The organism is Amycolatopsis sp. NPDC114503 (genome assembly GCF_055633655.1).
The window spans coordinates 74,401-94,720 of record NZ_JBVKDT010000019.1 but is presented as its reverse complement, the minus strand read 5'-3'; the positions used below and the strand labels follow the sequence as shown (position 1 = coordinate 94,720).

The following is a 20,320-nucleotide window of genomic DNA, read 5'->3' as shown; positions in this document are numbered from 1 at the left end:
TCAGGCTGGCAACTCCGCCAGCCTTTCCGTTTTCGCCCACACGTTCCGCTTCAAGACAATCCGGAACACCGCTCGCCATGTCGCCAGCACACCCAGCAACAGGAACGCCGGGTAACACAGCCCGGCCAGCAATGCCCGATGCAGCGGTTCGTCACGCAACCGGACAAAGTAGACGATCGCCCACATGATTCCGGGCAGCAGCAACGCAGCCAGCCACAACGCCACCGCCTGCGAGAGATTTCCAGTCTCGGCGACCAAACCACCGAAGGAGTTCCCCGTCAGCAACGCCACCGGCACGATCACCAGAAGCGTCGCCGCCAGCAAGGACAGCGGGACAGTCAGCCAAGGCACCACGAGATAGACCAGGAAGTCGAACAACCCGCTCCCGGCAATGAAGCGAGAGGTCGCGAGACTGCGCAAATGCCGTGAGCACTGGAGGTTTCCCTGTGCCCAGCGAGTCCGCTGGCGCAGCAGGCGACGCACGTCCTCCAGCCCTTGCTGAGTCACCCAAGCCCGCTGCGTGTACCGGATCCGCACCCCGGCCAGATGCAGCCGAAGACCCAGCTCAAGGTCCTCGACCAGACAATCGCTCCACGGCGAAGGCCCGAACCTCCGCAGTACTGACAGTCGCGTGAACTGCCCGTTTCCACCCATCCCGACGCTGCCGAGAACATCCCGCAACGACTGCGAAGCATCCGCGATCGCGCCGAACTCCAAGTCCTGCAACAACGCCAGCAATCGCTGTCTATTGTGGATGCGCACCCGGCACTGCACCGCGCCGACACCTCGGCTTCGCAACATCGCCGCCACTTCCGTGAGCAGCCCAGTGCTGCCGCGCCCGTCACCGTCGATGATGCCCACGACGGTCTGCGAGACCGTGCCCTCTCGCTCGGCAATGGCGTCGATGTACCGGTAACCCGCGTTGAGCGCCTCGCCTTTGCCCTGCCGAGCCTGCGGCAAGTCGCGCCGCAGAACATGCAGCCGTTCGTCAGCGATGCCCGCCACGATCTCCGGCGTACCGTCGTCGGATCCGTCATCGATGACCAACACTCGCACCGGAGTTTCAGGGGTGCCCAGCCGTAACGCATTCCGCACCGTGTTGGCGATGACGCGTTCTTCGTTCAGCGCCGGAATGACAATCCAGAACAGCAGCGACCTGGACGAGCGTTCCGGAGCAGGCCGCGGCGCACGCCAGGCAAAGGCCGCCAGCACCAGGTTGTGCACCGGCCACCAGCACAGCAGCAGCACGAACCACCACGGCTGGGTCATGCCGCGTGCCGGCCCCTGGACCCGTTGGCACGCAGCCGAACCGAGCGAACCGTGAACGCCATCGCGATGAAACCGGCCACGGACAGGACAAACCACAGCACCCCGTGGAACGGCGCGACACCGATCGCGGCGGCGGACACGACAGCGGGAGCGACCCGGGTGACAGACATTTCTTTTCCTTCCAGAAGAAGCTCAGGCGGCGACGGCAGAGGGCGGCACGAAGCGATACCCGAGCCCCTCGATGCCCTCGACCACCTTCCGGAGGTCGCCGATGCCGAGAAACGGGTGATAGTAGAAACTGACGACGCTGTCGGTCACCACGCGATGGGTTTTCGCGTCGGCCAGAATGTCGTCAGCGGTGCGCGCGGCGTGCTGGTTGAACTTGGCCGGAGCGACGTTGCCGACGTTCTCCGGCACCACGACAGTCCCGTAGACATCGCGGACCGGATACGGGAAGAACTGGCCGTAGACCTCACGATAGGACACGTCCGTCAGTCCGCATTGGCCGCCGTCGCACTGTCCGGCGTAGTAGCTTCCCCGGTCGTACCGCATCGGGAAGATCCGACCCGCCTCCTGATAGTCCACTGCGGACCCGCCGTAATGCGGGAACTCGAACGCGTCCGGCCGCGGCAATCCGACCCGGTCGAACTCGGCGAGACCGGTCGAGACACGGCCGCGGAACCACTCCGGCGAGTCTTCCGGAACCGGGCCGCTGAGCCGCACATTGTCCTTGTGGTCAACGGTCGCGCGGTAGAACTCGTAGTCTGCGGCACTGGTTCCCGAATACGGGTTGCCCGTCTCGCCGTATTGGTGGCTGTAGCCGTGCATCACCAAGGACCCGCCCCGCGCGACTGCGTCTCGCAGTGCCGCAACGAGTTCCGGACTGTCCACCAGCCTCGCGAACGTCGCCTTGCCACCGTTCGCGTCTCCGCGCGGATCCGCGTAATACGGATACACCGCCAGCGAAAACGGCACGCCGCGCCCGCTGAGGTAGTCGGTGATCGCCCGAACTTCAGCAGGTGGCGTCCGCGGTCCGATGTCCTCGATCCGCACCAGCGCACGGCGGCGTTCCGGAGCGTCCGGTGCGAGCACACCGAGAAGAATGTCGGCAGCCGCCAGATAACGATCGCCCGAGCCGACGTAGGAGTACGGCACTTCGGCGAGGTACGTGAAAGATCCGCTGTGGACCGCCCATGGCGACGTCACGCCATCAGCGGACTTCGCCCGCGCCAAGACCTTCGCCTTCGCAGAGGTCACCCGCACTCCTACGACGTCGATCCCCGCATTGGGATCGCGCCGCAGGTCAGTGTCCCGATAGGACACCGTCGTGACCTTGTCCTCCCGGAACGGAGCCCACGTCCAGCCCCATTTTCCGGCGAGTGTCGGCGCGTGGTCGAACAGCTGCCAGATGTTGCTGCCGATCCACACGACCGGCAGCCGGGTCCGGCTCACGTCGTCCAGCAACGCGGGCGGCAGCTGCGCGTCGTAAACCGTCCCGACGTAGACGACCGCCTGGTACTCGTTCAGCTCGCCGCGCTGGTAGTCGGCGGCGGGCCGCATTCGCCAAGCGGTGGAACGGGAAACCAGGTTCGCCGTCTGAATGGCGTTGGCCTGCGCCTCCTCGGCGACCTGCGTCGCAGGCGGGCTCGGCCGCAACCGTCGCCCGTCGTCGAACAGCACCAACGTACGCCGGTCGTCACGGCCGCCAGGACCGGCCAGGCCGATTTTCGGCTGCCGCAGAACCGGTTCAATCGGCGACGCCGCTTCCGAACCGGAGCCGCTGTCCGAGACCACCACGACGATCCCGCCGACCAAGCTGACCACCGCGACGACAATGATCCCGAGCCGCAACCACGCTGGGAACCGTTGCTTCACCGCACGACCTCGGCCAACTCCGGGACAAACGGCTCCGGCGCTTCAGCGGCCAGGCCGAGCAACCAGGCCACCGCCTGCTCAGTGCGCTCAGCGGCCCGGCCGTCACCGAACGGATTGGTGCGCGCGTTCATCGCCGCCCGCTGCGCCGGGTCAGCCAACAACCTCGACGCGGTGTCCACAATGAGCTCGGCGTCCGTGCCGACGAGCATCGCACAGCCGGCGTCGACCGCTTCCATTCGTTCCGTCGTGTCCCGCAGCACCAGCACCGGCACCTTGAACGTCGGCGCTTCCTCTTGAATACCACCGGAATCGGACAGCACGAGCGAACTCGCCGCGATCGCCGCCGCGGTCTGTTCATAAGGCAGCGCCGACGTAAGCACCGCGCGCGGATTCCCGGCGAGCGCCGAACTGACCGCCTCCTGCACCGCCGGGTTCGGGTGCATCGGCAGCAACACGCGGAGGTCCGGATGCCGCGCCAGCAGAGTGTCCACAGCGGACAGAATGCGGGTCAGCGGCTCGCCCCAGGATTCCCGGCGATGCGCGGTCACCAGAACCAGCCGGCATTCGCCCCGCGTCGCCGACTCGACCACGTCGGCGACCGCGCTGTCGGCAAAGGACACTGCCCGGTCAGTCACCCGGGAAATCGCGTCCACCACAGTGTTTCCGGTGACCAGCAGAACGCTGTCGTCGACGCTTTCGGCACGCAGGTTCCGCGCGGCCGCCGGCGTCGGGGCCAGGTGCAGGCTCGCGGTCTGCGTGACCAGCCGCCGGTTCAGCTCCTCCGGGAACGGCGATTGCAGGTCGAACGAGCGCAGCCCGGCTTCCAGGTGCACCACGGGAATCTTGCGCCAGAACGCGACCAGCGCACCGGCCACAGTGGACGTCGTGTCGCCCTGCACGAGCACCGCCGCGGGCGGGCGCCGCGCGGCGAGCGCGTCAAGGCCGGTGACGAGCTGCGAGAACAACTCCGGCTGACCGCCGTCGACCCGGTTCAGAGCGAGCCGCAGGTCCGGGGTCAGCGAGAACGCCGCAAGCGCCTGGTCGACCAGTTCCGGATGCTGCCCGGTCGCGACGAGCACCGGCTCGAGCCGTCCGGACCGGCGCATCTCCTGCACGACCGGCGCCATTTTGATCGCCTCCGGCCGGGTTCCGGCGATCAGCCAGACCGCCGGTGCGTCACCCCGGGTCATCACGGAACTCCATTTCAGCGAGAGCGGACGCGCCCCGGGAAACAATCCCCGGGTCACGCCGACCACGCTAACTACGGCATCCGGAATAGACCTCACCCTTGCGGGTAAAACTCACCGTCAGTAGTCGCCGTCACAGGCCGACAGCAAGACACCAAACACCCGCTCACCTCGTATTTAAGCAGCTGCTTACTTAGTCGCCCGCGGATGCACCAGGCACGCCAAGCACGCTCAGTAATCACCCCGGACCAATTAAGTCACCGGTCACGGAAAAGGGCACCCGCAACCCGGATGCCCTTTTTCCATTCCGCGGTCAAACCGGCGGTATGGCCTGCCCGCGATCCCGCTCACACAGTGGTCCAGACCACGAGCTCAGTGCTTCCCCGGAACGTATTCGCCGGGCACCATCCGCGTCGTGACGGCGAACCGGTTCCACGCGTTGATCACCGTGATCGTCGCGATCAGCTGGGCCAGCTCGGCCTCGTCGAAGTGCTCGGCGGCGCGGGCGAAGACCTCGTCGGGCACGAAGCCGTCGGTGAGGACGGTGACCGCTTCGGTCAGCTCCAGCGCGGCGACCTCCTTCGCCGTGTAGAAGTGCTTCGACTCCTGCCATGCGGAGAGCTGGATGACGCGCTCGGTCGTTTCGCCGGCGGCCAGCGCGTCCTTCGAGTGCATGTCGATGCAGAAAGCGCAGTGGTTGAGCTGCGACGCCCGGATCAGCACCAGCTGCCGCAGCGCCGGATCGAAGCCGTGGCGGGTCGCGGCGTCGAAGCGGATCATCGCCTTGTATGCCTCGGGTGCCAGCTCCGCCAGGTTGAGGCGGGGCGGTCGCACCGGAAGTCGTTCTGTCGTGGTCATGGTTTCGACCCTACGAGCGATTGGCACTCTGTTATGGTCCATTTCCGTGCACGCGGAGTGGGCCAGTTCGCTGAGTGAAGACCTCCACCTCGACCTGCGCGGGCCGCGCCTGCGCGACGGCCTGATGGAGGCCTTGCGCGACGCCATCCGCACCGGCCGCCTCGCCCCTGGCGCGAAACTGCCGTCCAGTCGCACACTCGGCACGGATCTCGGAATCGCTAGGAACACGGTGGCGCAAGCGTATGCGGAACTCGTCGCCGAAGGCTGGCTTACCGCGCGCCAAGGCGCCGCAACCCGAGTTGCCCCGCGCGCCGAAATCGCGCCCGCGCCGACTGTGCCGAAGCCTGCGTCACGACACCGGATTGCGCACGATCTGCGCCCTGGCCAACCGGACCTCTCGGCGTTCCCCCGGGCAGACTGGCTTAAGGCCGCGCGCCGCGCACTGGCCGTCGCGCCCGACGACGCGTTCGGCTACGGCGGTCCGTACGGGCGTCCGGAGCTGCGCGAAGCCCTCGCCGAGTACCTTGCCCGCACTCGCGGCGTACGCGCGCACCCGGACCAGATCATGATCTGCACGGGTACGTCGCACAGTCTCATCGTCCTCGCCGAAGTACTGAAGCAGCGAGAAACTCCGGCGGTCGCCGTGGAGTCGTACGGCCTGCAGGTGCATCGTGCGCATCTCGCCAAGGTCGGCCTGGACACCCCGCAGCTGCTGGTGGACGCCGACGGCGCGACGGTCGAACGCCTCAACGACCTGCCCGACGCCGGCGCGGTGTTGCTGACGCCGTCGCACCAGTTCCCCACCGGCGTCGCGCTGCATCCGGACCGCCGGGCCGCGGTGGTGGACTGGGCGCGCCGGACCGGCGGACTGGTGCTGGAGGACGACTACGACGGCGAGTTCCGCTACGACCGCAGCCCGGTCGGCGCGATGCAGGGGCTCGACCCGGAGCACGTGATTTACCTTGGCACCACCAGCAAAGCGCTCGCGCCGGGGCTGCGGCTCGGCTGGATGGTGCTGCCGCCGCGGATCGCCAGGGCCGCCGCCGAGATCAAGGGTGAACGCGACCCGCACTCCGGCGTGCTCGACCAGCTCACGATGGCCGAGTTCCTCACCTCGGGCAGCTACGACCGGCACATCCGCGCGATGCGGCTGCACTACCGCCGCCGACGCGACCAGCTCGTCGCGGCATTGGCCGAGCATGCGCCGAATACGCGGGTGACCGGGCTGTCCGCCGGATTGCAGGTGCTCGTGGACGTCCCTTCCGGCGAGGAAGACGCGGTGGTGCAAGGGTCCGCGTGGCAGGGGCTGGCCATGCACGGAATCGGTGCGTTCCGGCATCCCGACGCGCCCGCGGACCGCGACGCGCTGGTGATCGGCTTCAGCACGCCGTCGGCGAGCGCCTGGTCGAGTGCGCTCGCCGCGTTGTGCCGGGTGCTGCCTTAACCAGCCGTCGCGAGTGGACAGACGCCTGATCAAGCCGAACAGAACACAGCGACGGTAAAGGGAAGTCTCGGACATCGCCCCAGCTGTCGCCCACGAACGAACTGCGATGCCGATCCCGCGTTTTCGCAGGTTTGCCGCGCCGGAGAGCGGGTAGCCGAATCGCGAGGGGCAAGAAGGGAGGACCCACGATGAACGACAAAGCCGAGAACAAGGCCGAAGAACTTAAGGGGCGCGCCAAGGAAGCCGTCGGCAACGCCACGGACAACGAGCAGTGGCAGGCCGAAGGCAAGGCGGAGCAGGGCAAGAGCAACCTCAAGCAGGCTGCGGAAAAGGTGAAGGACGCCTTCAAGAGCACCAAGGACTGACCGGACGCGCGTCGCCGAGAAGCCCGGGGCACCTCGCCCCGGGCTTCTTCTCTGCCATTGAACTTGCGTGACGCGCAAACTTTGCGCGTCACGCAATCAGTGGGCTATGGTGGTCGCATGACCGAGCGCCCGAACCTGCGAGACCGCCGCCGCCAAGAGACCAGGGTCGACATCTCCTGGGCGGCAGTCCGGCTCACAGTCGAGCGAGGTCTGTCGAACGTGACGATCGAGGAAATCGCCCGCGCGGCGGGAGTTTCGCCGCGCACAGTCAACAATTACTTCTCCAGCAAAGCCGAAGCGATCGTCGCGCGGCACCAGGACCGAGCTCGCGGGATCGCTGATCACCTCCGTGCGCGCCCGGCGACGGAGCCGCTGTGGACCGCGCTGCGGGAAGCCTCGCTGATGCAGCTCAACGCCGACCGCGGCACCGCTTCCGGCGGCGCACCGGATCCACAATGGACAGCCGGGGTCCGGGTCATGGTCGCGGAACCCGCGCTGGCGGGCGAATTCCTCAAAGCCAACGTCGCGGCTGAAGAAGCATTGGCCGAAGCGGTCGCGGAACGCCTCGGCGCCGACACCCACGACCTCCGCGTCCAGCTCATCGCCACCACCGCGGGCGGCGTGCTGCGCGCAGTCATCCAGGAATGGCTGCGCGCCGACCCGCCCGCGGATCTGGCCGACATCGTGCACCAGGCGTTCGACACCCTCGCCGAGGTGCTTCCCTGATCCCGCAAGGAGATCCCCATGTCCACCGTCGCCATCGCGGGCGCCGGGCCGAACGGCCTGATGCTCGCCGCCGAACTCTGCCTCGCCGGAGTCCGCCCCATCGTCCTGGAGCGGCTCGCCGAACCCGACGGGCTGCGCCGCGCCAACGGTCTCGTCGGCCAGGTCGTGCCGCTGCTGCACCGGCGCGGGCTGTTCGAGAAACTCGCCGGAACCCCTGAACCGGCACCCGCGCCTCGGTTCGTCTTCGGCGCTTTCCCGATCGAATTCGCCGATCTGCCCAGAAACCCGATGTACCTCCTGCCGAAGCCGCAGCACGAACTCGAGCAGATCCTGATCGAGCACGTCCGCGGACTCGGCGCCGAACTCCGCCGCGGCCACGAAATCACCGGCTTCACCCAGGACGAAACCTCAGTGGCCGTACAGGTGCGGGGACCGGACGGGCCCTACGACATCGCCGCCGACTACCTCGTCGGCGCGGACGGCGGACGCAGTACGGTGCGCAAGCTCGCCGGAATCGACTTCCCCGGCGTCACCTGGGACGAAACGGTGTCCCGCAGCGCGAACGTCCGGATCCCACAGTCCTTCGTCGATCCCGCGACCGGCGGGCTGAAGCTGGAGACCGGCGTCATCCCGCCGTTCCAGCACCACCGGACGGAAACCGGGTTGTTCGTGTTCGCGCCGTTCGATGCGGCGAATCCGGCACTGGTGACCAACGAACACAGCGGCGCCGCGGATTTCGCCGAGGACGATCCGCTGACCATGGAGGAATTGCGCGCGAGCGTGCAGCGGGTACTCGGCGTCGACCTGCCGCTCGAACCGCCGTCCGGCCCCGGCCCGTTCCTGCTGCGCAGGCTGACCGGCGGCAACACCCGAATCGCCGAAACCTACCGGCGAGGCCGGGTGCTGCTGGTCGGCGACGCGGCCCACGTGCACTCCGCGCTCGGCGGGCCCGGGCTGAACCTCGGCCTGCAGGACGCGGCGAACCTCGGGTGGAAGCTCGCCGCGGAGGTCCAAGGCTGGGCTCCGCCGGGGCTGCTCGACAGCTACGAGGCCGAACGCCGCCCGGTGAGCGAGCGCGTCGTGATGCACACGCAGGCGCAGAGCGCGCTCGTCGCACCCGGGCCGGAAGTCACCGCGCTGCGCGAATTCTTCACCGAACTGCTGGCCTTTCCGGATACGCGGCAGCACGTCGCCGACCTGATGTCCGGGGCCGACATCCACTACGGCACCGATCCGGACAGCGGCCGCTGGGCCCCCGACCTGCCGCTCACCGACCCAGGCCCGCTGACCGCCGCCTACCAAGCCGCGCGACCGGTGCTGCTCGACCTGACCCCTGGTGCCGTCCTCGCCGACGTGGCCGCACCCTGGCACGACCGCGTGACCACCGTGTCCACCACGGCGGCGGGAGACGCACCGACCGCGCTGCTTATCCGCCCGGACGGTTACGTCGCCTGGTCCTCCGCCGACGCCGAACCAGACATCGAGGCACTCCAAGCCGCTCTCACGCAGTGGTTCGGCGCGCCGGTCAGGTCAGCCGTGTCGTCGCCACGTTGATGAGCGCCCCGGCCGGCAGCGTGCCGTCCGGGGCCACCAGCGACCGGGACGCCACCCTGAACGCAGTCCGCAGCCCCATCAGCTGCGTCTCGTCGAGGACGTCGACCTGATAGTAGGTGTCGTGGCAGGTCTGCCAGACCGAATCCGGAGTGCCGGACAGATCCACCTGCAGCTGGTGCCATTCGACCGGGGCGAACCCGGCCGGGCCGAGCAGCGCGTCGAGGCCTTCGCGGGTGCGGCTGCGCGGGTCGCCGGAGGCCGGGATCTGCCGGTCCTCGGCGACCACCGCGAAGAGCGGCCGGGCGACCTTCAGGAACAGCTCCAGGGCGTCAGTCCCGCCGCCGCCCACGCCGATCACGAAGGCACCGCCGGGCCGCAGCACGCGGGCGGTCTCGGCGATCACCTTCTCGACGTCGGACATGAGCATCAACGCCATGTGCGACACGACCGCGTCGAAATCGTCGTCCTCGAACGGCAGCTCCTGCGCGCGGCCCGGCCGGAGGTCCGCGTGGGCGAGACCGGCCCGGCCGCGCGCGACGTCCAGCTGTTTGGCGGAAAGGTCGATGCCAGCGAGCTTTCCGGTACCGCGACCGGCGAGCACGGCCAGCAGCGCGCCGTCCCCGCAGCCGAGGTCGAGCACGCTGCCCGGCCGGCCCACGTGGTCGGCGAAGGCTTCGTACACCGAGCGTCCGTCGACGCGGCCTCGATCGGCCAATTCGGACGCGGCTGCCGGGTTCCGGTCGTGAAAATCGCGCAGGAACTCTTCGGCGGGCGTCATCATGCCCGTGACGGTAGCGCGAACGGTCACTTCAGCAGCTCGGTTTTGGCCAGGTTGACGCAAAGCCCCGCCGGAAGCCGCCCGTCCGCGGTGCGCAGCTGCTCGGTTTCGGCGAGAAAGGCCGCGCGCAGCCGGGACAACTGAGCGTCGTCGAGGGTGTCGGTCGAGTAATACGATTCACAGCACAACGTCCACACCTCCTCCGGTGCGGCGGTCAGGTCGATCTCGTACGGTTCCCAGGAAACCGGCGCGAATCCGGCCGGAGCGAGCACCTCGTCGATCCCCTCGCGGTTCGACGTGCGCCTCTCGGCGGTGTAGGTGGCCCGTCGTTCCTCCGGCACCTCCCGGAACAACGGCCGGGCCAATTCCAGGAACACCGGAGCCGCGCCGGTCGATTCAGGACCGCCGACGACCACCGCGAACGCCCCGCGCGGAGCCAGCACCCTGGCGACCTCGGCAGCAACCGCTTCGGGGTCGTCCATGAGCATGAACGCCATATGCGACACGACCGCGTCGAAGCTGTCGTCCGCGAACGGCAGCTCCTGTGCCCGCCCTTGCCGCAGCTGCGCACCGGCCAGCTCGGGCCGTCGCCGAGCAAGCGCGAGCTGCCCCGAGGAGAGGTCGACGCCAGCGAGCTTTTCCGCACCGCCACGGGCGAAAACGGCCAGCAGCGCACCGTCGCCGCAGCCGAGATCGAGCACCCGGCGCGCGGGTGCCACGCGGTCGGCCAGCACCTCGTAACTCGTCCGGCCGTCCCCGGTCACCCGGCCGGACTCGATCAGCACGGACATCGCGTCCGGTTTGCGATCGTGGTACTCGCGCAGGTAATTCTCCGCGGCGGAGGTCATGCTCCGACGGTAGCGAATTCCTGGTACCCCTGTGGCATGGACGAAGAAGCTCTGCTCGGCATCGACGTCGGCACGACCGCGGTGAAAGTCGCGGCGTTCTCGGCGGACGGCCGGGAACTCGCGGCGCATTCGGTGCCCTATCCGATCGCGCGGCCGAGGCCCGGCTGGGCCGAACAGGATCCGGAAGACTGGTGGCACGCAACGGAAACCGCGCTGCGCACCGTCCTTTCCGGACTTCCCAACGGTTCGGTGCGCGCGGCCGGAATCGTCAGCCAGGTCAATACTCATCTCCTCGTCGGCGAAGACCTGCGGCCGCTCGCCCCGGCAGTGATCTGGCAGGACCAGCGCTGCGCGGAGATCGCCGCGGAACTCGACGCACGCTTCACTGACGACGACAAAAAACGCATCTGGGGCGGACCGATCGTGCTCGATGCGTCGTTCGCCGGTGCACGAGCCGCGTGGTTCGCGCGCGAACGACCGGAGCTGTGGTCCCGCGCGCGATGGATAATGAGCCCCAAGGACTTCATCGGCGCGCGGCTCACCGGAAGGGTCGCGACCGACCTGCTGTCCGGCGTACGCATCGCGGACGCTTCCGGTTACCTGCCCGACGCCGTTGCGCTCGTCGACGGACTCGGCGACCGTCTGCCGGAACTGCTCGCTCCCGAGGAACCCCTCGGCCACGCTGCCGTACTCGGCGACGCCCCGGTTGTCGTGGGAACCATGGACGCGTTCGGCGCGGTTTTCGGCACCCGCACCACAGAACCCGGCCGTGCGATGGTCACCTGCGGGACGTCGCTGGTGGTCGCGGCCGCCTCGCACCGGAACGAAACGGTCCGCGGCCTGGTCACCTTCCCGCCGCGCGGCGACGTCGTCGTGCACGCCGGACCGACGCAAGCCGCCGGCGACGCGGTTCGCTGGTGGAGCCGAGCGTCCGGACTGTCCGTGCCGGAGGTGTTCGCTTCCGCCGCGCAGGGCCAGTCCGGCGTGGTGTTCCTCCCGCACCTGCAAGGCGAACGCGCGCCGCTGTGGGATCCGGACCTGCGCGGCAGTTTTCTTGGCCTGACGTCGTCCACGAGCACCGCGGACCTGTCGCGAGCTGTGCTCACGGGGGTCGCGTTCTCCGCGCGGCACGTACTGGAAACCATCGAGGAAGCCTGCGGCGAACGCCTTCCGTCGGTGACGTTCTCCGGCGGCGGCGCACGCAGCGACCTCTGGACCCGACTCCACGCAGACGTCCTGTCCCGCCCCGTCGAACGCCTCCGTGTGCACGACAGCGCCGCCCTCGGAGCCGCCCTGCTCGGCGCAGTCGGCGCGGGCCGATACCCGGACGTCGAAACCGCCGCGGCCGCGACCGTCGCCGTGGAGCGAACCTTCGCCCCCGAGACGGACTTAATCGGCCTGTACGAGGCGTATCGCGCAGCGCACGAAGGGCTCGCGAGAGTGCACGAACGGCTGGCGCGATGGTGATCTAATGGCCAGCATGGAAACCCTCCGCTACGGCAGCGAGCCCAGCCAGTTCGTCGAACTCCACGGGACTCCGGGCGGGCGGGGCACCGTGATCCTGCTGCACGGCGGATGGTGGCGCGCCCGGCACGACCTGCACCAGCTCGACCCGATGGCGGCCGACCTCGTCGCGGCGGGCTGGTACGTGGCGAACCTGGAGTACCGGCGCGTCGACGGCGACACCGGCGGCTGGCCGCAAACCCTCGACGACGTGCTCGCCGCGATCGCCGCCGTCGAACGTCCCGCCGCACTTCCGACAGTCGCGATCGGACACTCCGCGGGCGGCCACCTGGCTCTGCTGGCCGGCGGCTCGCTCTCTGGTGTCGTCGCGCTGGCCCCGATCACCGACGTCCCCCGCGCGCGGGCCGAGGAACTGGGCGAAGGCGCCGCCGGACTGTTTCTGACCGGCGACGACCCCGCGGCCTCGCCCATCCGGCAGGTCCCGATCGGCTGCCCGCAACTGGTCGTCCAAGGCGACGCCGACGTCCGGGTCCCGGTGGCGCACAGCCGCGATTACGTGGCCGCGGCGAAGGCGGCTGGAGACGATGTGGACTACGTCGAGCTTCCCGGCGTCGATCACTTCCGGCTGATCGACCCCGCCGACGAGCCGTGGCAGCCCGTCCGCGAATGGCTCGGCCGACGGTTCAGCTGAAGGGGGTGTCGGCCGCTCCCGGTTCAGCTGACGTCCGCCTCCACAAACCGATGCCCGTCAGTGTTCTCGATAACCACGGCCGCCACCTGAGCCGGGTCGACGACCGCCGTTCCGTAGAGGTACGCGCCGTCCCGCGCCGCCCGCTCCGAGACCATCCAACCGCCCGCGACCTGGCGCTGGCCGTCCTTGCCGAGAACGACGAGCAAGCATTTCTGTCCGGCCGGAATGCCCGTCACCGAGCCGTCCACGCGCACCCACCCGGCCTGCGGCACGATGTTCGCGGTCAGCCGGGTCTTTCCGCTGGCATCCGCGCCGGAAACGACCTTCGTGCCAGGAACCACGCTGGTCGTCGGCGGCGTAGTCGGTGGTGGCGTAGTCGGCACCGCCACTGCGGGCCCGGACGAACTGCGCCCCACCATCACCCCGACGCCCAACGCGACCGCGGCCACCACGACCGCGGCGACGATCGCCATCGAGCGTCCCCGCCCAACCTGCGCGCGCGACTCCGCGCGAACCCGGTCGACGGTCCGCTGCATCACCAGGTCCGCACCCACGGGCGGCCCCTCCAGCAACGCCTCCGGCGGCAACTCGCCGAGGAAACTCTGCACCTCGCGCAGGGACGCGGCCTCGGCCCGGCACCGCTCGCAGCCGTCCAGATGCGCCTCGACGTCGCGCTGCTCGCCCGAGGCGAGCTGACCGGTCAGGTATCCCGCCAGGTCGACGTGTTCGTCGGCAGTGTTCATCCGGCCACTCCTTCCGCTCGCCGGAACTCTTCCCGCAACGCCCGCAACCCGTAATACGAGCGGGATTTCACCGTGCCCGGAGGAATCCCGAGCCGCTCAGCCGCCTCCGCGACGCTCCGCCCCTGCAGATACATCTGCTCGAGCACCTCGCGATGCTCCGGAGAAAGCCCGTCGAGCGCGGCGAGCACCACCATCGAGTCGACGACCTGATCGGCATGATCCCGCTCGACCGGCCCGCCCGACGGCGACTCGGCCACCTCCTGCGGCCGCGCCTCCTTGGCCCGGAACCGGTCGATCACGAGGTTCCGCACCACGGTCAGCAACCAGCCGCGCACCGACCCGCGCCCGTTGACCAGGCTGTCCGGACTGCGCCACGCGCGGACGAGCGCCTCCTGCACCACATCCTCTGCCGCCGCGCGGTCGCCGAGCAGCCGGGTGGCGTAGGCGAGCATCGCGCGCCCGTGCTCCTCGAAAAGCGCGCGGACCAGCGCCTCGTCCGCAACCGCCCGCCGATGACGAGCCCTGAACCCGGCCATGCCCCGATCATCCTCCCGATCGAGACCGATTGTCCCGCACCGGCGGCGTGTTGCTTCCTGCCCGGTGCCGGACCGTTGCTGCTGTCGTTTTCTTCCTTCCGCGCTGGGCGAGTTCTTCCTTCCGCGCCGGGCGAGGCTCCGCTTCCCCGCCGCCTCCCTGCTGCCTCCCGATCGACGCTTCTTCCCCAGTCGGCGCGGCTCCCCAACCTGGCCGCCGCCCGTGCCCGACGATCTTTCCCCGCTGGGCGCCGCTTCCCCGATCGATACCCGCCCACCAGCGTGGTTCCGCCGACACGATCGGGGAACGCACCGCCTGCGGGCCCCGGACCTGGGCTAAGTTCGAAATCGATCCAGCCGGAAGGCTTGCTCACCAGGTCGGCGCACGCCGGTGCCGTGCACTGGGATCACCGTCCCGGCCGCCCGACCGCCCTGGAGCCGCCGGGAGCGCTGCGCACACCGCCCTCCCGGCGGCTCCGGGGCACCTTGGACCGTTTGCTCCCGCCTGCCCAGCAGCCCCGAAGCACCTTGGGCCGTTTCGCTCCCGAGCGGAGGGTACGCCGGTGGAGAGTTGCGTCGACTCTCGGCAACGCCGCGATTCCGAACCACCGCAGCCGAAACTGTGCCGCAACCTCCAAGGACGTTCGGCACTGACAGCTGTCAACCTGATCAATGCCCGCTGGCAACCGCGGCGGTCGCGTCTCGGCGAACTTCCGCAGAGGGAAGCCCGCCGCCGCGCAGAATCTCCGGCTCGAGAAGCCGCGACCAGCCATCACGTCAGCAGCCGAACTGGGACCCGCCTCGCACAATGCGGTGACCGGGAGCGAACGGCCGATCACCCCGACTCGGCGGCTCGGCAGCAATCCCAGACCACAGAGTCACCTGCTTCCGCCCGTGCCACGCAAGCGGACATCTGTCCACAAAGGACTCAAGCGGCGGCCGCACCGAGGTCCGTCAGCACCACCGGGCTCGCCGGGGCTCCCCGGCGGCGGGCGATTCTCACCAGGCCCCGACGGCGCAGGCGGTCCATCGCCTGCATTTCCCACAGCGGGACCCGCCCGCCGACCGACCACAGGTAGCATTCCGCGGCCCCGCCGAAACCGTTGCGGACCACCACCAGCCCGCGCCGGACGTCGTCCAGTGCGTGTACGTCCTCCTCGACGAGCACCATGACCGGCTCCCTCCGTCCCCCTCATAGTGAAACGTCCGGGGCCGCCGGCACATCCGGGAATCCACCTCAGGGGTCCCCTGGAGAAATGGGGTCGCCCTCGCCTCGCGGACCTGGCAGGATCGGACCTTGTGCGGCCGCCGACGATCGCGTGCGACGAGTCCGGTTCGGAGGGCGTGAACCTGATCGGCGCGAACACCGCGGTATTCGCGCACGCCGCCGTCCGGCTGGAGCAGGCGGACGCCGCGGAATGTGTTGCGCGGCTGCGGGAACTCATCGGTTCGCCCGCGCTCGAGTACAAAGCCAATCATCTCCTGCGCGCGAAGAACCGCGCCGCGTTGGAGTGGCTGCTCACCGAACCTCTCGCCGACGCCGCCAGCGTGCTGCTCGTCGACAAGGCGTTGTTCCTCGCAGGCAAAATCGTCGACCTGCTCGTCGACCAGACTCCGTACCCGGAATGCCTGCGGCACCGTCCGGACGCTCGCGCCCGTGCCCTGCACCAAGACGGCCCGCGCCTCCACGGACCCCGCCGCTGGACCGAATTCCTGCGCTCGTTCACCGGGCTGCTGCGCACCTCGAACCGCCGCCTCCCCGCGACCACTCCGGACGAATTCTTCGCCCAGACGGACGTCCTCGGCGATCTGGTCTCGGCCCGCCCGCAGCTGACCGCCCTGCGCGACGACCTTCTCGCCAACCCGGGCCTCATCCCGCCGCTCGACCCGTTGATGCCCGCTCTCGCCGACACGATCGCGTTCTGGCGGCCGGAAAATGTCATCCACGACGAGCAGCCGTCCCTCACCCCGGCCCGGCTCGCGCAACTGCTCGACCCGGTGCCGCGGTGGCGATTCGTCGACTCGAAGTCCGAACCGCGGGTCCAGATCGCCGATTTCCTGGCCGGAGTCGCCCGGCGGCTGACCGAGGAAACCCTGCACGGCGACGGGGACGCGGAACTGGTCAAACTGCTGCGGCCGTATGTGCTTCCGGCGTCAGTCTGGATCGGGGATCCGGCGGACTAGCCAGCCGGATGCCGCCGCAGCGGCACGCGTGCCGCTGCTCCCGGCCGCTGTTTCGGCGGATCCCGGCTGGCTTATCGAGAGCATCCACCCCGCGAAGGAGTCACCAATCCCGCGGATTGACGACGTGCACCGCGGCTTCCTCGGCCGACGCCGCACCGCCGTCGATGCCGATGTCCGAGGCATACAGCTCGGCCTCGGTGTCCGGGCCGAAGCCCGCGTTGGAGGCTACGAGGCGGCCTGCGCGGAAGTCGCCTACCTCGTCGTCGACCAGTTCGCCGTCGGTGTCTTCAGTGTCGCCGAGGCCGTCGCCGTCGGTCGCGCGGATGTCCGGGAGTTCGCGAGCCAGGCGGCCCGCCCAGCTTTCCCCGGCGGCTTCCTCGGCGGCGGTGGTGCCCCAGTCGCGGGTCGCGAGTGGACGTTCCGGCGGCGAATACCCCTCGTCATAGGGGTCGCCGTCCTCGAGGGTGTCTTCGGGATCCAGCACGCCGGTGTCGGCGTTGTCTTCGATGTCGTCGTCCACTGCTCCTCCTTCCCGCGTGCCCAGGTTACTGCCGCCCGCTAGCCTGTGCGCTCACGCCGGGTGGAGGAACGATGACTCAGTGGAGCGGTCCCACGCTGATCGCCGTATTCGCCGGATTCGGGCTGGCGTTCGTTTTGGTGGTGCCGTATGTGGCGGTCAGCTATCGCAAACGCGGCGAACTCGGCCTGCTGCGCGCGATCGCCGCGCCAGCTTTCCTCGTGTACTGCTTCGCGCTGGTCACCTACACGCTGCTGCCGCTGCCGAACATCGACGCGGCGTACTGCGCGGCGCACGAATCGCTGCGGCATCCGGTGTGGAATCCGCTCCAGTTCCTCGAAGACATGAAGCAGTTCAACACCGGGTTGCTGGACAACCCGGCGCTGCGCCAGGTGTTGTTCAACGTCGCGTTCTTCGTGCCGTGGGGCGTGTTCCTGCGGCGGTTGTTCGGGCGGAGCATCGGGTTCGCGATCGTCAGCGGATTCTTCGTGTCGCTCGCCATCGAGACCACCCAGCTGACCGGCGTGTGGTTCCTGATGGAGTGCCCGTACCGGCTGTTCGACGCCGGCGACCTGCTGTCGAACACCGTCGGCGCGGGGGTCGGCGCGCTTCTCGCGCCGGTGCTGCGCCGGTCGGGGCGGCTGCGTCCGGCCGACGAACCGCGTCCGGTCCTCGCCCGGCGGCGGCTGCTGGGCATGGTGCTCGATCTGATCTCGGTCACGCTGGTGGGCGTCGTGCTGAGCATGATCGCGCTCGCGGTGCAGTACGTCACGAAGGGCACGCTGCAGAACAACACGCTGATCGACGACGTCCTCGGCCGGTGGGTGCCCACCGCCGTTCTGCTGCTGCTCGTGCCGCTGGTGGGCAATGGCGCGACACCTGGTCAGCGGGCGGTCATGCTGACGGTCGTGCGCGCGGACGGGCGGCGGCCGTCCGTGCTGCAGTCGCTCGTCCGGTTCCTGATCGGTTCGGGCGGTTACTTCATTCTGGTCGGCCTGGACTCCGGGTGGACGTCGCTGTGGCTGCTGGCGCATCTGGTGTTCATGGTCTTCACCCGCGGACATCGGGGCCTGACCGGGCTGGTGTGCCGGTTGTCCGTCGTCGACACGCGAGCCGCGGCCCGGGAGCCGGTTGCCCCGCCAGGGTGATGTCGTTTTTTCGCGAGGTTTCACACGCGCGGCGGGGCAGACTGGGCGTCGTGTACGAGGACACTGAACGCTGTATCCGCGCGGTGCAGTCGAAAGACGACCGGTTCGACGGGTGGTTCTTCACCGCGGTGCTGACCACGCGGATCTACTGCCGACCGAGTTGTCCGGTAGTGCCGCCCAAGGTCGAGAACATGCGCTTCTACCCGAGCGCGGCCGCCGCGCAGGCCGCCGGATTCCGCGCCTGCAAACGCTGCCGGCCCGACGCGTCGCCCGGTTCGCCGCTGTGGAACGAACGCGCCGACGTCGTGGCGCGCGCGATGCGCCTGATCGGCGACGGGGTCGTCGACCGGGAAGGCGTGCAGGGCCTCGCCGCGCGGTTGGGGTACAGCGTGCGGCAGATCGAACGCCAGGTGCAGGCCGAACTCGGCGCGGGGCCGCTCGCGCTCGCCCGGGCCCAGCGTGCCGAGACCGCCCGGCTGCTGATCGAAACCACCACGATGCCGATGAGCGATATCGCGCACGCGGCGGGGTTCTCCAGCATCCGGACGTTCAACGAAACCGTGCGGGCAGTCTTCGCGCTGACGCCGAGCGAACTGCGGGCGCGCGTACGCGGCGGAAAGCGGACCAAGTCGCCAGGCGTCCTGTCGCTGCGGCTCCCGTTCCGTCGGCCGCTGTGCCCGGACAACCTGTTCGGGCACCTGATCGCCACCGCGGTCCCAGGCGTCGAGGAATGGCGCGACGGCGCTTACCGCCGCACGCTCCGACTGCCGCACGGCCACGGTGTGGTGTCGCTCCGCCCGGAGCCGGACCACGTCGCGTGCCGCCTGAGCCTCACCGACCTGCGTGACCTGGCCGCCGCGATCAGCCGCTGCCGCTGGCTGCTGGACCTGGACGCCGACCCGGTGGCGGTCGACGAGCAGCTCGCCTTGGATCCGACTCTCGCGCCCCTGGTCGCCGCCGCGCCGGGCAGGCGTGTCCCGCGCACGACCGACTCAGCCGAGTTCGCCGTGCGGGCCGTCCTCGGCCAGCAGGTCTCGACCGCCGCCGCCCGTACCCACGCCGCACGGCTGGTCCTGGCGCACGGCACCCCGATCGAGGACCGCGAAGGCGGCCTGACGCACCTGTTCCCGTCGCCCGAGTCGCTGGCGGAGCTGGACCCGGAAACGCTGGCGATGCCGAAGTCCCGCCGCGCGACCCTGCTGGGCCTGGTGTCGGCTCTGGTCTCCGGGGACGTCGACCTGACCGCAGGCGGCGATTGGATCCACGCCCGCGCGCAACTGGCCGCGCTGCCGGGTTTCGGCCCGTGGACGGTGGAGAGCATCGCCATGCGCGCCCTCGGCGATCCGGACGCTTTCGTCGCGACCGACCTGGGTGTGAAGATCGCCGCCGAAACCCTAGGCCTGCCAACGAGTCCAGCTGCTTTGATCGCGCACGCCAGCCGGTGGCAGCCGTGGCGCGCGTACGCGGTCCAGCATCTCTGGGCGACCGGCGACCATCCGATCAACCGGATTCCCGCGGTGTCGGCATGACCGTGGTGCACACCGTCATCGACAGTCCCGAAGGCCCGCTGACCCTCATGGCCCGCGACGGCGGCCTGGCCGGCCTGTACATCGGCGACGAGCAGTACCGCCCGCCACGCGCCGCCTTCGGCGACCGTGACGGCCGCCCGTTCGTCGCGGCGACGCGTCAGCTGAACGAATACTTCGCCGGTGACCGGGTCGAGTTCGACCTTCCGTTAGCTTTCAGTGGCACTCCTTTCCAAGAGACGGTGTGGCGGGCGCTCCTGCAGATCCCGTACGGCGAGACGACGACCTACCGAGAGCTGGCGGAATCGATCGGCCGCCCGACGGCGTCCCGCGCGGTCGGCCTGGCGAACGGCCGGAACCCCATCGGCATCGTGGTGCCGTGCCACCGGGTGCTGGGCAGCGACGGATCGCTGACCGGCTACGCGGCTGGGGTGGAGTGCAAGCGGAGGTTGCTGGAGCTGGAGTTGGAGCGGGGTGGGCTGGTGGTGGCGGGGTGAGTGCGGGTTAGTGGATAACTCGGCTCGGCTCGGCTCGGCTCGGCTCGGCTCGGCTCGGCTCGGCTCGGCTCGGCTCGGCTCGGCTCGGCTCGGCTCGGCTCGGCTCGGCTCGG

At 69.4% G+C, this 20,320-nt stretch carries 21 protein-coding genes; 10 read left to right on the top strand and 11 right to left on the bottom strand.

The window, feature by feature from the left end; genetic code table 11:
* The 5 genes from ACZ7OI_RS45565 to ACZ7OI_RS45545 form a co-directional block, all read right to left on the bottom strand.
* Complete coding sequence (locus ACZ7OI_RS45565; protein WP_470270338.1) at positions 1-1,269, bottom strand: glycosyltransferase; 1,269 nt, start codon at positions 1,267-1,269, stop codon at positions 1-3.
* On the bottom strand, positions 1,266-1,439 hold the full coding sequence (locus ACZ7OI_RS45560) for a hypothetical protein (protein ID WP_470270337.1): 174 nt from the start codon (positions 1,437-1,439) through the stop codon (positions 1,266-1,268). The genes ACZ7OI_RS45565 and ACZ7OI_RS45560 overlap by 4 nt, the downstream gene beginning before the upstream one ends.
* Positions 1,440-1,461: 22 nt before the next feature.
* Positions 1,462-3,144 (bottom strand): DUF2334 domain-containing protein, encoded by a 1,683-nt coding sequence (locus ACZ7OI_RS45555; RefSeq protein WP_470270336.1) that lies wholly within the window; start codon positions 3,142-3,144, stop codon positions 1,462-1,464.
* A complete protein-coding gene (gene wecB / locus ACZ7OI_RS45550; protein ID WP_470270335.1) occupies positions 3,141-4,334 on the bottom strand; it encodes a non-hydrolyzing UDP-N-acetylglucosamine 2-epimerase in 1,194 nt (397 codons plus the stop codon). The genes ACZ7OI_RS45555 and wecB overlap by 4 nt, the downstream gene beginning before the upstream one ends.
* Positions 4,335-4,703: 369 nt before the next feature.
* On the bottom strand, positions 4,704-5,189 hold the full coding sequence (locus ACZ7OI_RS45545; RefSeq protein WP_470270334.1) for a carboxymuconolactone decarboxylase family protein: 486 nt from the start codon (positions 5,187-5,189) through the stop codon (positions 4,704-4,706).
* A gap of 46 nt (positions 5,190-5,235) precedes the next feature.
* Between ACZ7OI_RS45545 and pdxR the strand changes: the two genes are divergently transcribed.
* The 4 genes from pdxR (at position 5,236) to ACZ7OI_RS45525 (ending at position 9,278) form a co-directional block, all read left to right on the top strand.
* Positions 5,236-6,633, top strand: a complete 1,398-nt coding sequence (pdxR, locus tag ACZ7OI_RS45540; protein WP_470270333.1) for a MocR-like pyridoxine biosynthesis transcription factor PdxR — start codon at positions 5,236-5,238, stop codon at positions 6,631-6,633.
* Positions 6,634-6,821: 188 nt separating this feature from the next.
* On the top strand, positions 6,822-6,998 hold the full coding sequence (locus ACZ7OI_RS45535) for a CsbD family protein (RefSeq protein WP_354735180.1): 177 nt from the start codon (positions 6,822-6,824) through the stop codon (positions 6,996-6,998).
* Between the two features lie 117 nt (positions 6,999-7,115).
* On the top strand, positions 7,116-7,724 hold the full coding sequence (locus ACZ7OI_RS45530) for a TetR/AcrR family transcriptional regulator (protein WP_470270332.1): 609 nt from the start codon (positions 7,116-7,118) through the stop codon (positions 7,722-7,724).
* A gap of 18 nt (positions 7,725-7,742) precedes the next feature.
* Positions 7,743-9,278, top strand: a complete 1,536-nt coding sequence (locus tag ACZ7OI_RS45525) for an FAD-dependent monooxygenase (protein WP_470270331.1) — start codon at positions 7,743-7,745, stop codon at positions 9,276-9,278.
* Here ACZ7OI_RS45525 and ACZ7OI_RS45520 read toward each other — a convergent pair.
* Together ACZ7OI_RS45520 and ACZ7OI_RS45515 are read right to left on the bottom strand one after the other, a co-directional pair.
* The gene (locus ACZ7OI_RS45520; RefSeq protein ID WP_470270330.1) at positions 9,250-10,059 is read right to left on the bottom strand and encodes a class I SAM-dependent methyltransferase; all 810 of its coding nucleotides are present in this window, start codon (positions 10,057-10,059) and stop codon (positions 9,250-9,252) included. The two genes, ACZ7OI_RS45525 and ACZ7OI_RS45520, sit on opposite strands and share 29 nt — an antisense overlap.
* 23 nt (positions 10,060-10,082) lie before the next feature.
* Complete coding sequence (locus tag ACZ7OI_RS45515) at positions 10,083-10,904, bottom strand: class I SAM-dependent methyltransferase (protein ID WP_470270329.1); 822 nt, start codon at positions 10,902-10,904, stop codon at positions 10,083-10,085.
* A gap of 36 nt (positions 10,905-10,940) precedes the next feature.
* Between ACZ7OI_RS45515 and ACZ7OI_RS45510 the strand changes: the two genes are divergently transcribed.
* Both ACZ7OI_RS45510 and ACZ7OI_RS45505 read left to right on the top strand, forming a co-directional pair.
* On the top strand, positions 10,941-12,371 hold the full coding sequence (locus tag ACZ7OI_RS45510; RefSeq protein WP_470270328.1) for an FGGY-family carbohydrate kinase: 1,431 nt from the start codon (positions 10,941-10,943) through the stop codon (positions 12,369-12,371).
* 4 nt (positions 12,372-12,375) lie between these two features.
* Entirely contained in the window at positions 12,376-13,059 is a 684-nt protein-coding gene (locus tag ACZ7OI_RS45505; RefSeq protein ID WP_470270327.1) for an alpha/beta hydrolase family protein, read from the top strand.
* A 23-nt stretch (positions 13,060-13,082) separates the two neighbouring features.
* Here ACZ7OI_RS45505 and ACZ7OI_RS45500 read toward each other — a convergent pair whose 3' ends face one another.
* The 3 genes from ACZ7OI_RS45500 to ACZ7OI_RS45490 all read right to left on the bottom strand — a co-directional run bounded on the left by ACZ7OI_RS45500 (position 13,083) and on the right by ACZ7OI_RS45490 (position 15,506).
* Entirely contained in the window at positions 13,083-13,802 is a 720-nt protein-coding gene (locus ACZ7OI_RS45500; protein ID WP_470270326.1) for an anti-sigma factor family protein, read from the bottom strand.
* The gene (locus ACZ7OI_RS45495) at positions 13,799-14,338 is read right to left on the bottom strand and encodes a sigma-70 family RNA polymerase sigma factor (protein WP_037810598.1); all 540 of its coding nucleotides are present in this window, start codon (positions 14,336-14,338) and stop codon (positions 13,799-13,801) included. Before ACZ7OI_RS45495 ends, ACZ7OI_RS45500 begins: the two co-directional genes overlap by 4 nt.
* A 925-nt stretch (positions 14,339-15,263) precedes the next feature.
* Complete coding sequence (locus ACZ7OI_RS45490) at positions 15,264-15,506, bottom strand: hypothetical protein (RefSeq protein ID WP_470270325.1); 243 nt, start codon at positions 15,504-15,506, stop codon at positions 15,264-15,266.
* Between the two features lie 128 nt (positions 15,507-15,634).
* On the opposite strand from ACZ7OI_RS45490, the gene ACZ7OI_RS45485 reads away from it, so the two are divergent.
* Positions 15,635-16,519, top strand: a complete 885-nt coding sequence (locus tag ACZ7OI_RS45485; protein WP_470270324.1) for a DUF3800 domain-containing protein — start codon at positions 15,635-15,637, stop codon at positions 16,517-16,519.
* Between the two features lie 100 nt (positions 16,520-16,619).
* On the opposite strand, the gene ACZ7OI_RS45480 is transcribed toward ACZ7OI_RS45485, so the two are convergent.
* Complete coding sequence (locus tag ACZ7OI_RS45480; protein WP_470270323.1) at positions 16,620-17,039, bottom strand: DUF5709 domain-containing protein; 420 nt, start codon at positions 17,037-17,039, stop codon at positions 16,620-16,622.
* A 71-nt stretch (positions 17,040-17,110) separates the two neighbouring features.
* Between ACZ7OI_RS45480 and ACZ7OI_RS45475 the strand changes: the two genes are divergently transcribed.
* From ACZ7OI_RS45475 to ACZ7OI_RS45465, 3 genes are read left to right on the top strand one after another with little or no spacing between them, the layout of a single operon-like run.
* Positions 17,111-18,184 (top strand): VanZ family protein, encoded by a 1,074-nt coding sequence (locus ACZ7OI_RS45475; protein ID WP_470270322.1) that lies wholly within the window; start codon positions 17,111-17,113, stop codon positions 18,182-18,184.
* A 50-nt stretch (positions 18,185-18,234) separates the two neighbouring features.
* The gene (locus tag ACZ7OI_RS45470) at positions 18,235-19,713 is read left to right on the top strand and encodes an AlkA N-terminal domain-containing protein (RefSeq protein ID WP_470270321.1); all 1,479 of its coding nucleotides are present in this window, start codon (positions 18,235-18,237) and stop codon (positions 19,711-19,713) included.
* Positions 19,710-20,207 carry a methylated-DNA--[protein]-cysteine S-methyltransferase gene (locus tag ACZ7OI_RS45465; RefSeq protein WP_470270320.1) on the top strand — a complete coding sequence of 166 codons (498 nt, stop codon included), beginning with the start codon at positions 19,710-19,712 and terminating at the stop codon, positions 20,205-20,207. The genes ACZ7OI_RS45470 and ACZ7OI_RS45465 overlap by 4 nt, the downstream gene beginning before the upstream one ends.
* Positions 20,208-20,320: the final 113 nt, after the last annotated feature.

Coding starts and splice junctions, on each gene's coding strand:
- ACZ7OI_RS45565 (WP_470270338.1), bottom strand. CDS start 1,269: ATGACCCAGCCGTGGTGGTTCGTGCTGCTGCTGTGCTGGTGGCCGGTG.
- ACZ7OI_RS45560 (WP_470270337.1), bottom strand. CDS start 1,439: ATGTCTGTCACCCGGGTCGCTCCCGCTGTCGTGTCCGCCGCCGCGATC.
- wecB (WP_470270335.1), bottom strand. CDS start 4,334: ATGACCCGGGGTGACGCACCGGCGGTCTGGCTGATCGCCGGAACCCGG.
- ACZ7OI_RS45545 (WP_470270334.1), bottom strand. CDS start 5,189: ATGACCACGACAGAACGACTTCCGGTGCGACCGCCCCGCCTCAACCTG.
- ACZ7OI_RS45535 (WP_354735180.1), top strand. CDS start 6,822: ATGAACGACAAAGCCGAGAACAAGGCCGAAGAACTTAAGGGGCGCGCC.
- ACZ7OI_RS45530 (WP_470270332.1), top strand. CDS start 7,116: ATGACCGAGCGCCCGAACCTGCGAGACCGCCGCCGCCAAGAGACCAGG.
- ACZ7OI_RS45525 (WP_470270331.1), top strand. CDS start 7,743: ATGTCCACCGTCGCCATCGCGGGCGCCGGGCCGAACGGCCTGATGCTC.
- ACZ7OI_RS45520 (WP_470270330.1), bottom strand. CDS start 10,059: ATGATGACGCCCGCCGAAGAGTTCCTGCGCGATTTTCACGACCGGAAC.
- ACZ7OI_RS45515 (WP_470270329.1), bottom strand. CDS start 10,904: ATGACCTCCGCCGCGGAGAATTACCTGCGCGAGTACCACGATCGCAAA.
- ACZ7OI_RS45510 (WP_470270328.1), top strand. CDS start 10,941: ATGGACGAAGAAGCTCTGCTCGGCATCGACGTCGGCACGACCGCGGTG.
- ACZ7OI_RS45505 (WP_470270327.1), top strand. CDS start 12,376: ATGGCCAGCATGGAAACCCTCCGCTACGGCAGCGAGCCCAGCCAGTTC.
- ACZ7OI_RS45500 (WP_470270326.1), bottom strand. CDS start 13,802: ATGAACACTGCCGACGAACACGTCGACCTGGCGGGATACCTGACCGGT.
- ACZ7OI_RS45495 (WP_037810598.1), bottom strand. CDS start 14,338: ATGGCCGGGTTCAGGGCTCGTCATCGGCGGGCGGTTGCGGACGAGGCG.
- ACZ7OI_RS45490 (WP_470270325.1), bottom strand. CDS start 15,506: ATGGTGCTCGTCGAGGAGGACGTACACGCACTGGACGACGTCCGGCGC.
- ACZ7OI_RS45475 (WP_470270322.1), top strand. CDS start 17,111: ATGACTCAGTGGAGCGGTCCCACGCTGATCGCCGTATTCGCCGGATTC.
- ACZ7OI_RS45465 (WP_470270320.1), top strand. CDS start 19,710: ATGACCGTGGTGCACACCGTCATCGACAGTCCCGAAGGCCCGCTGACC.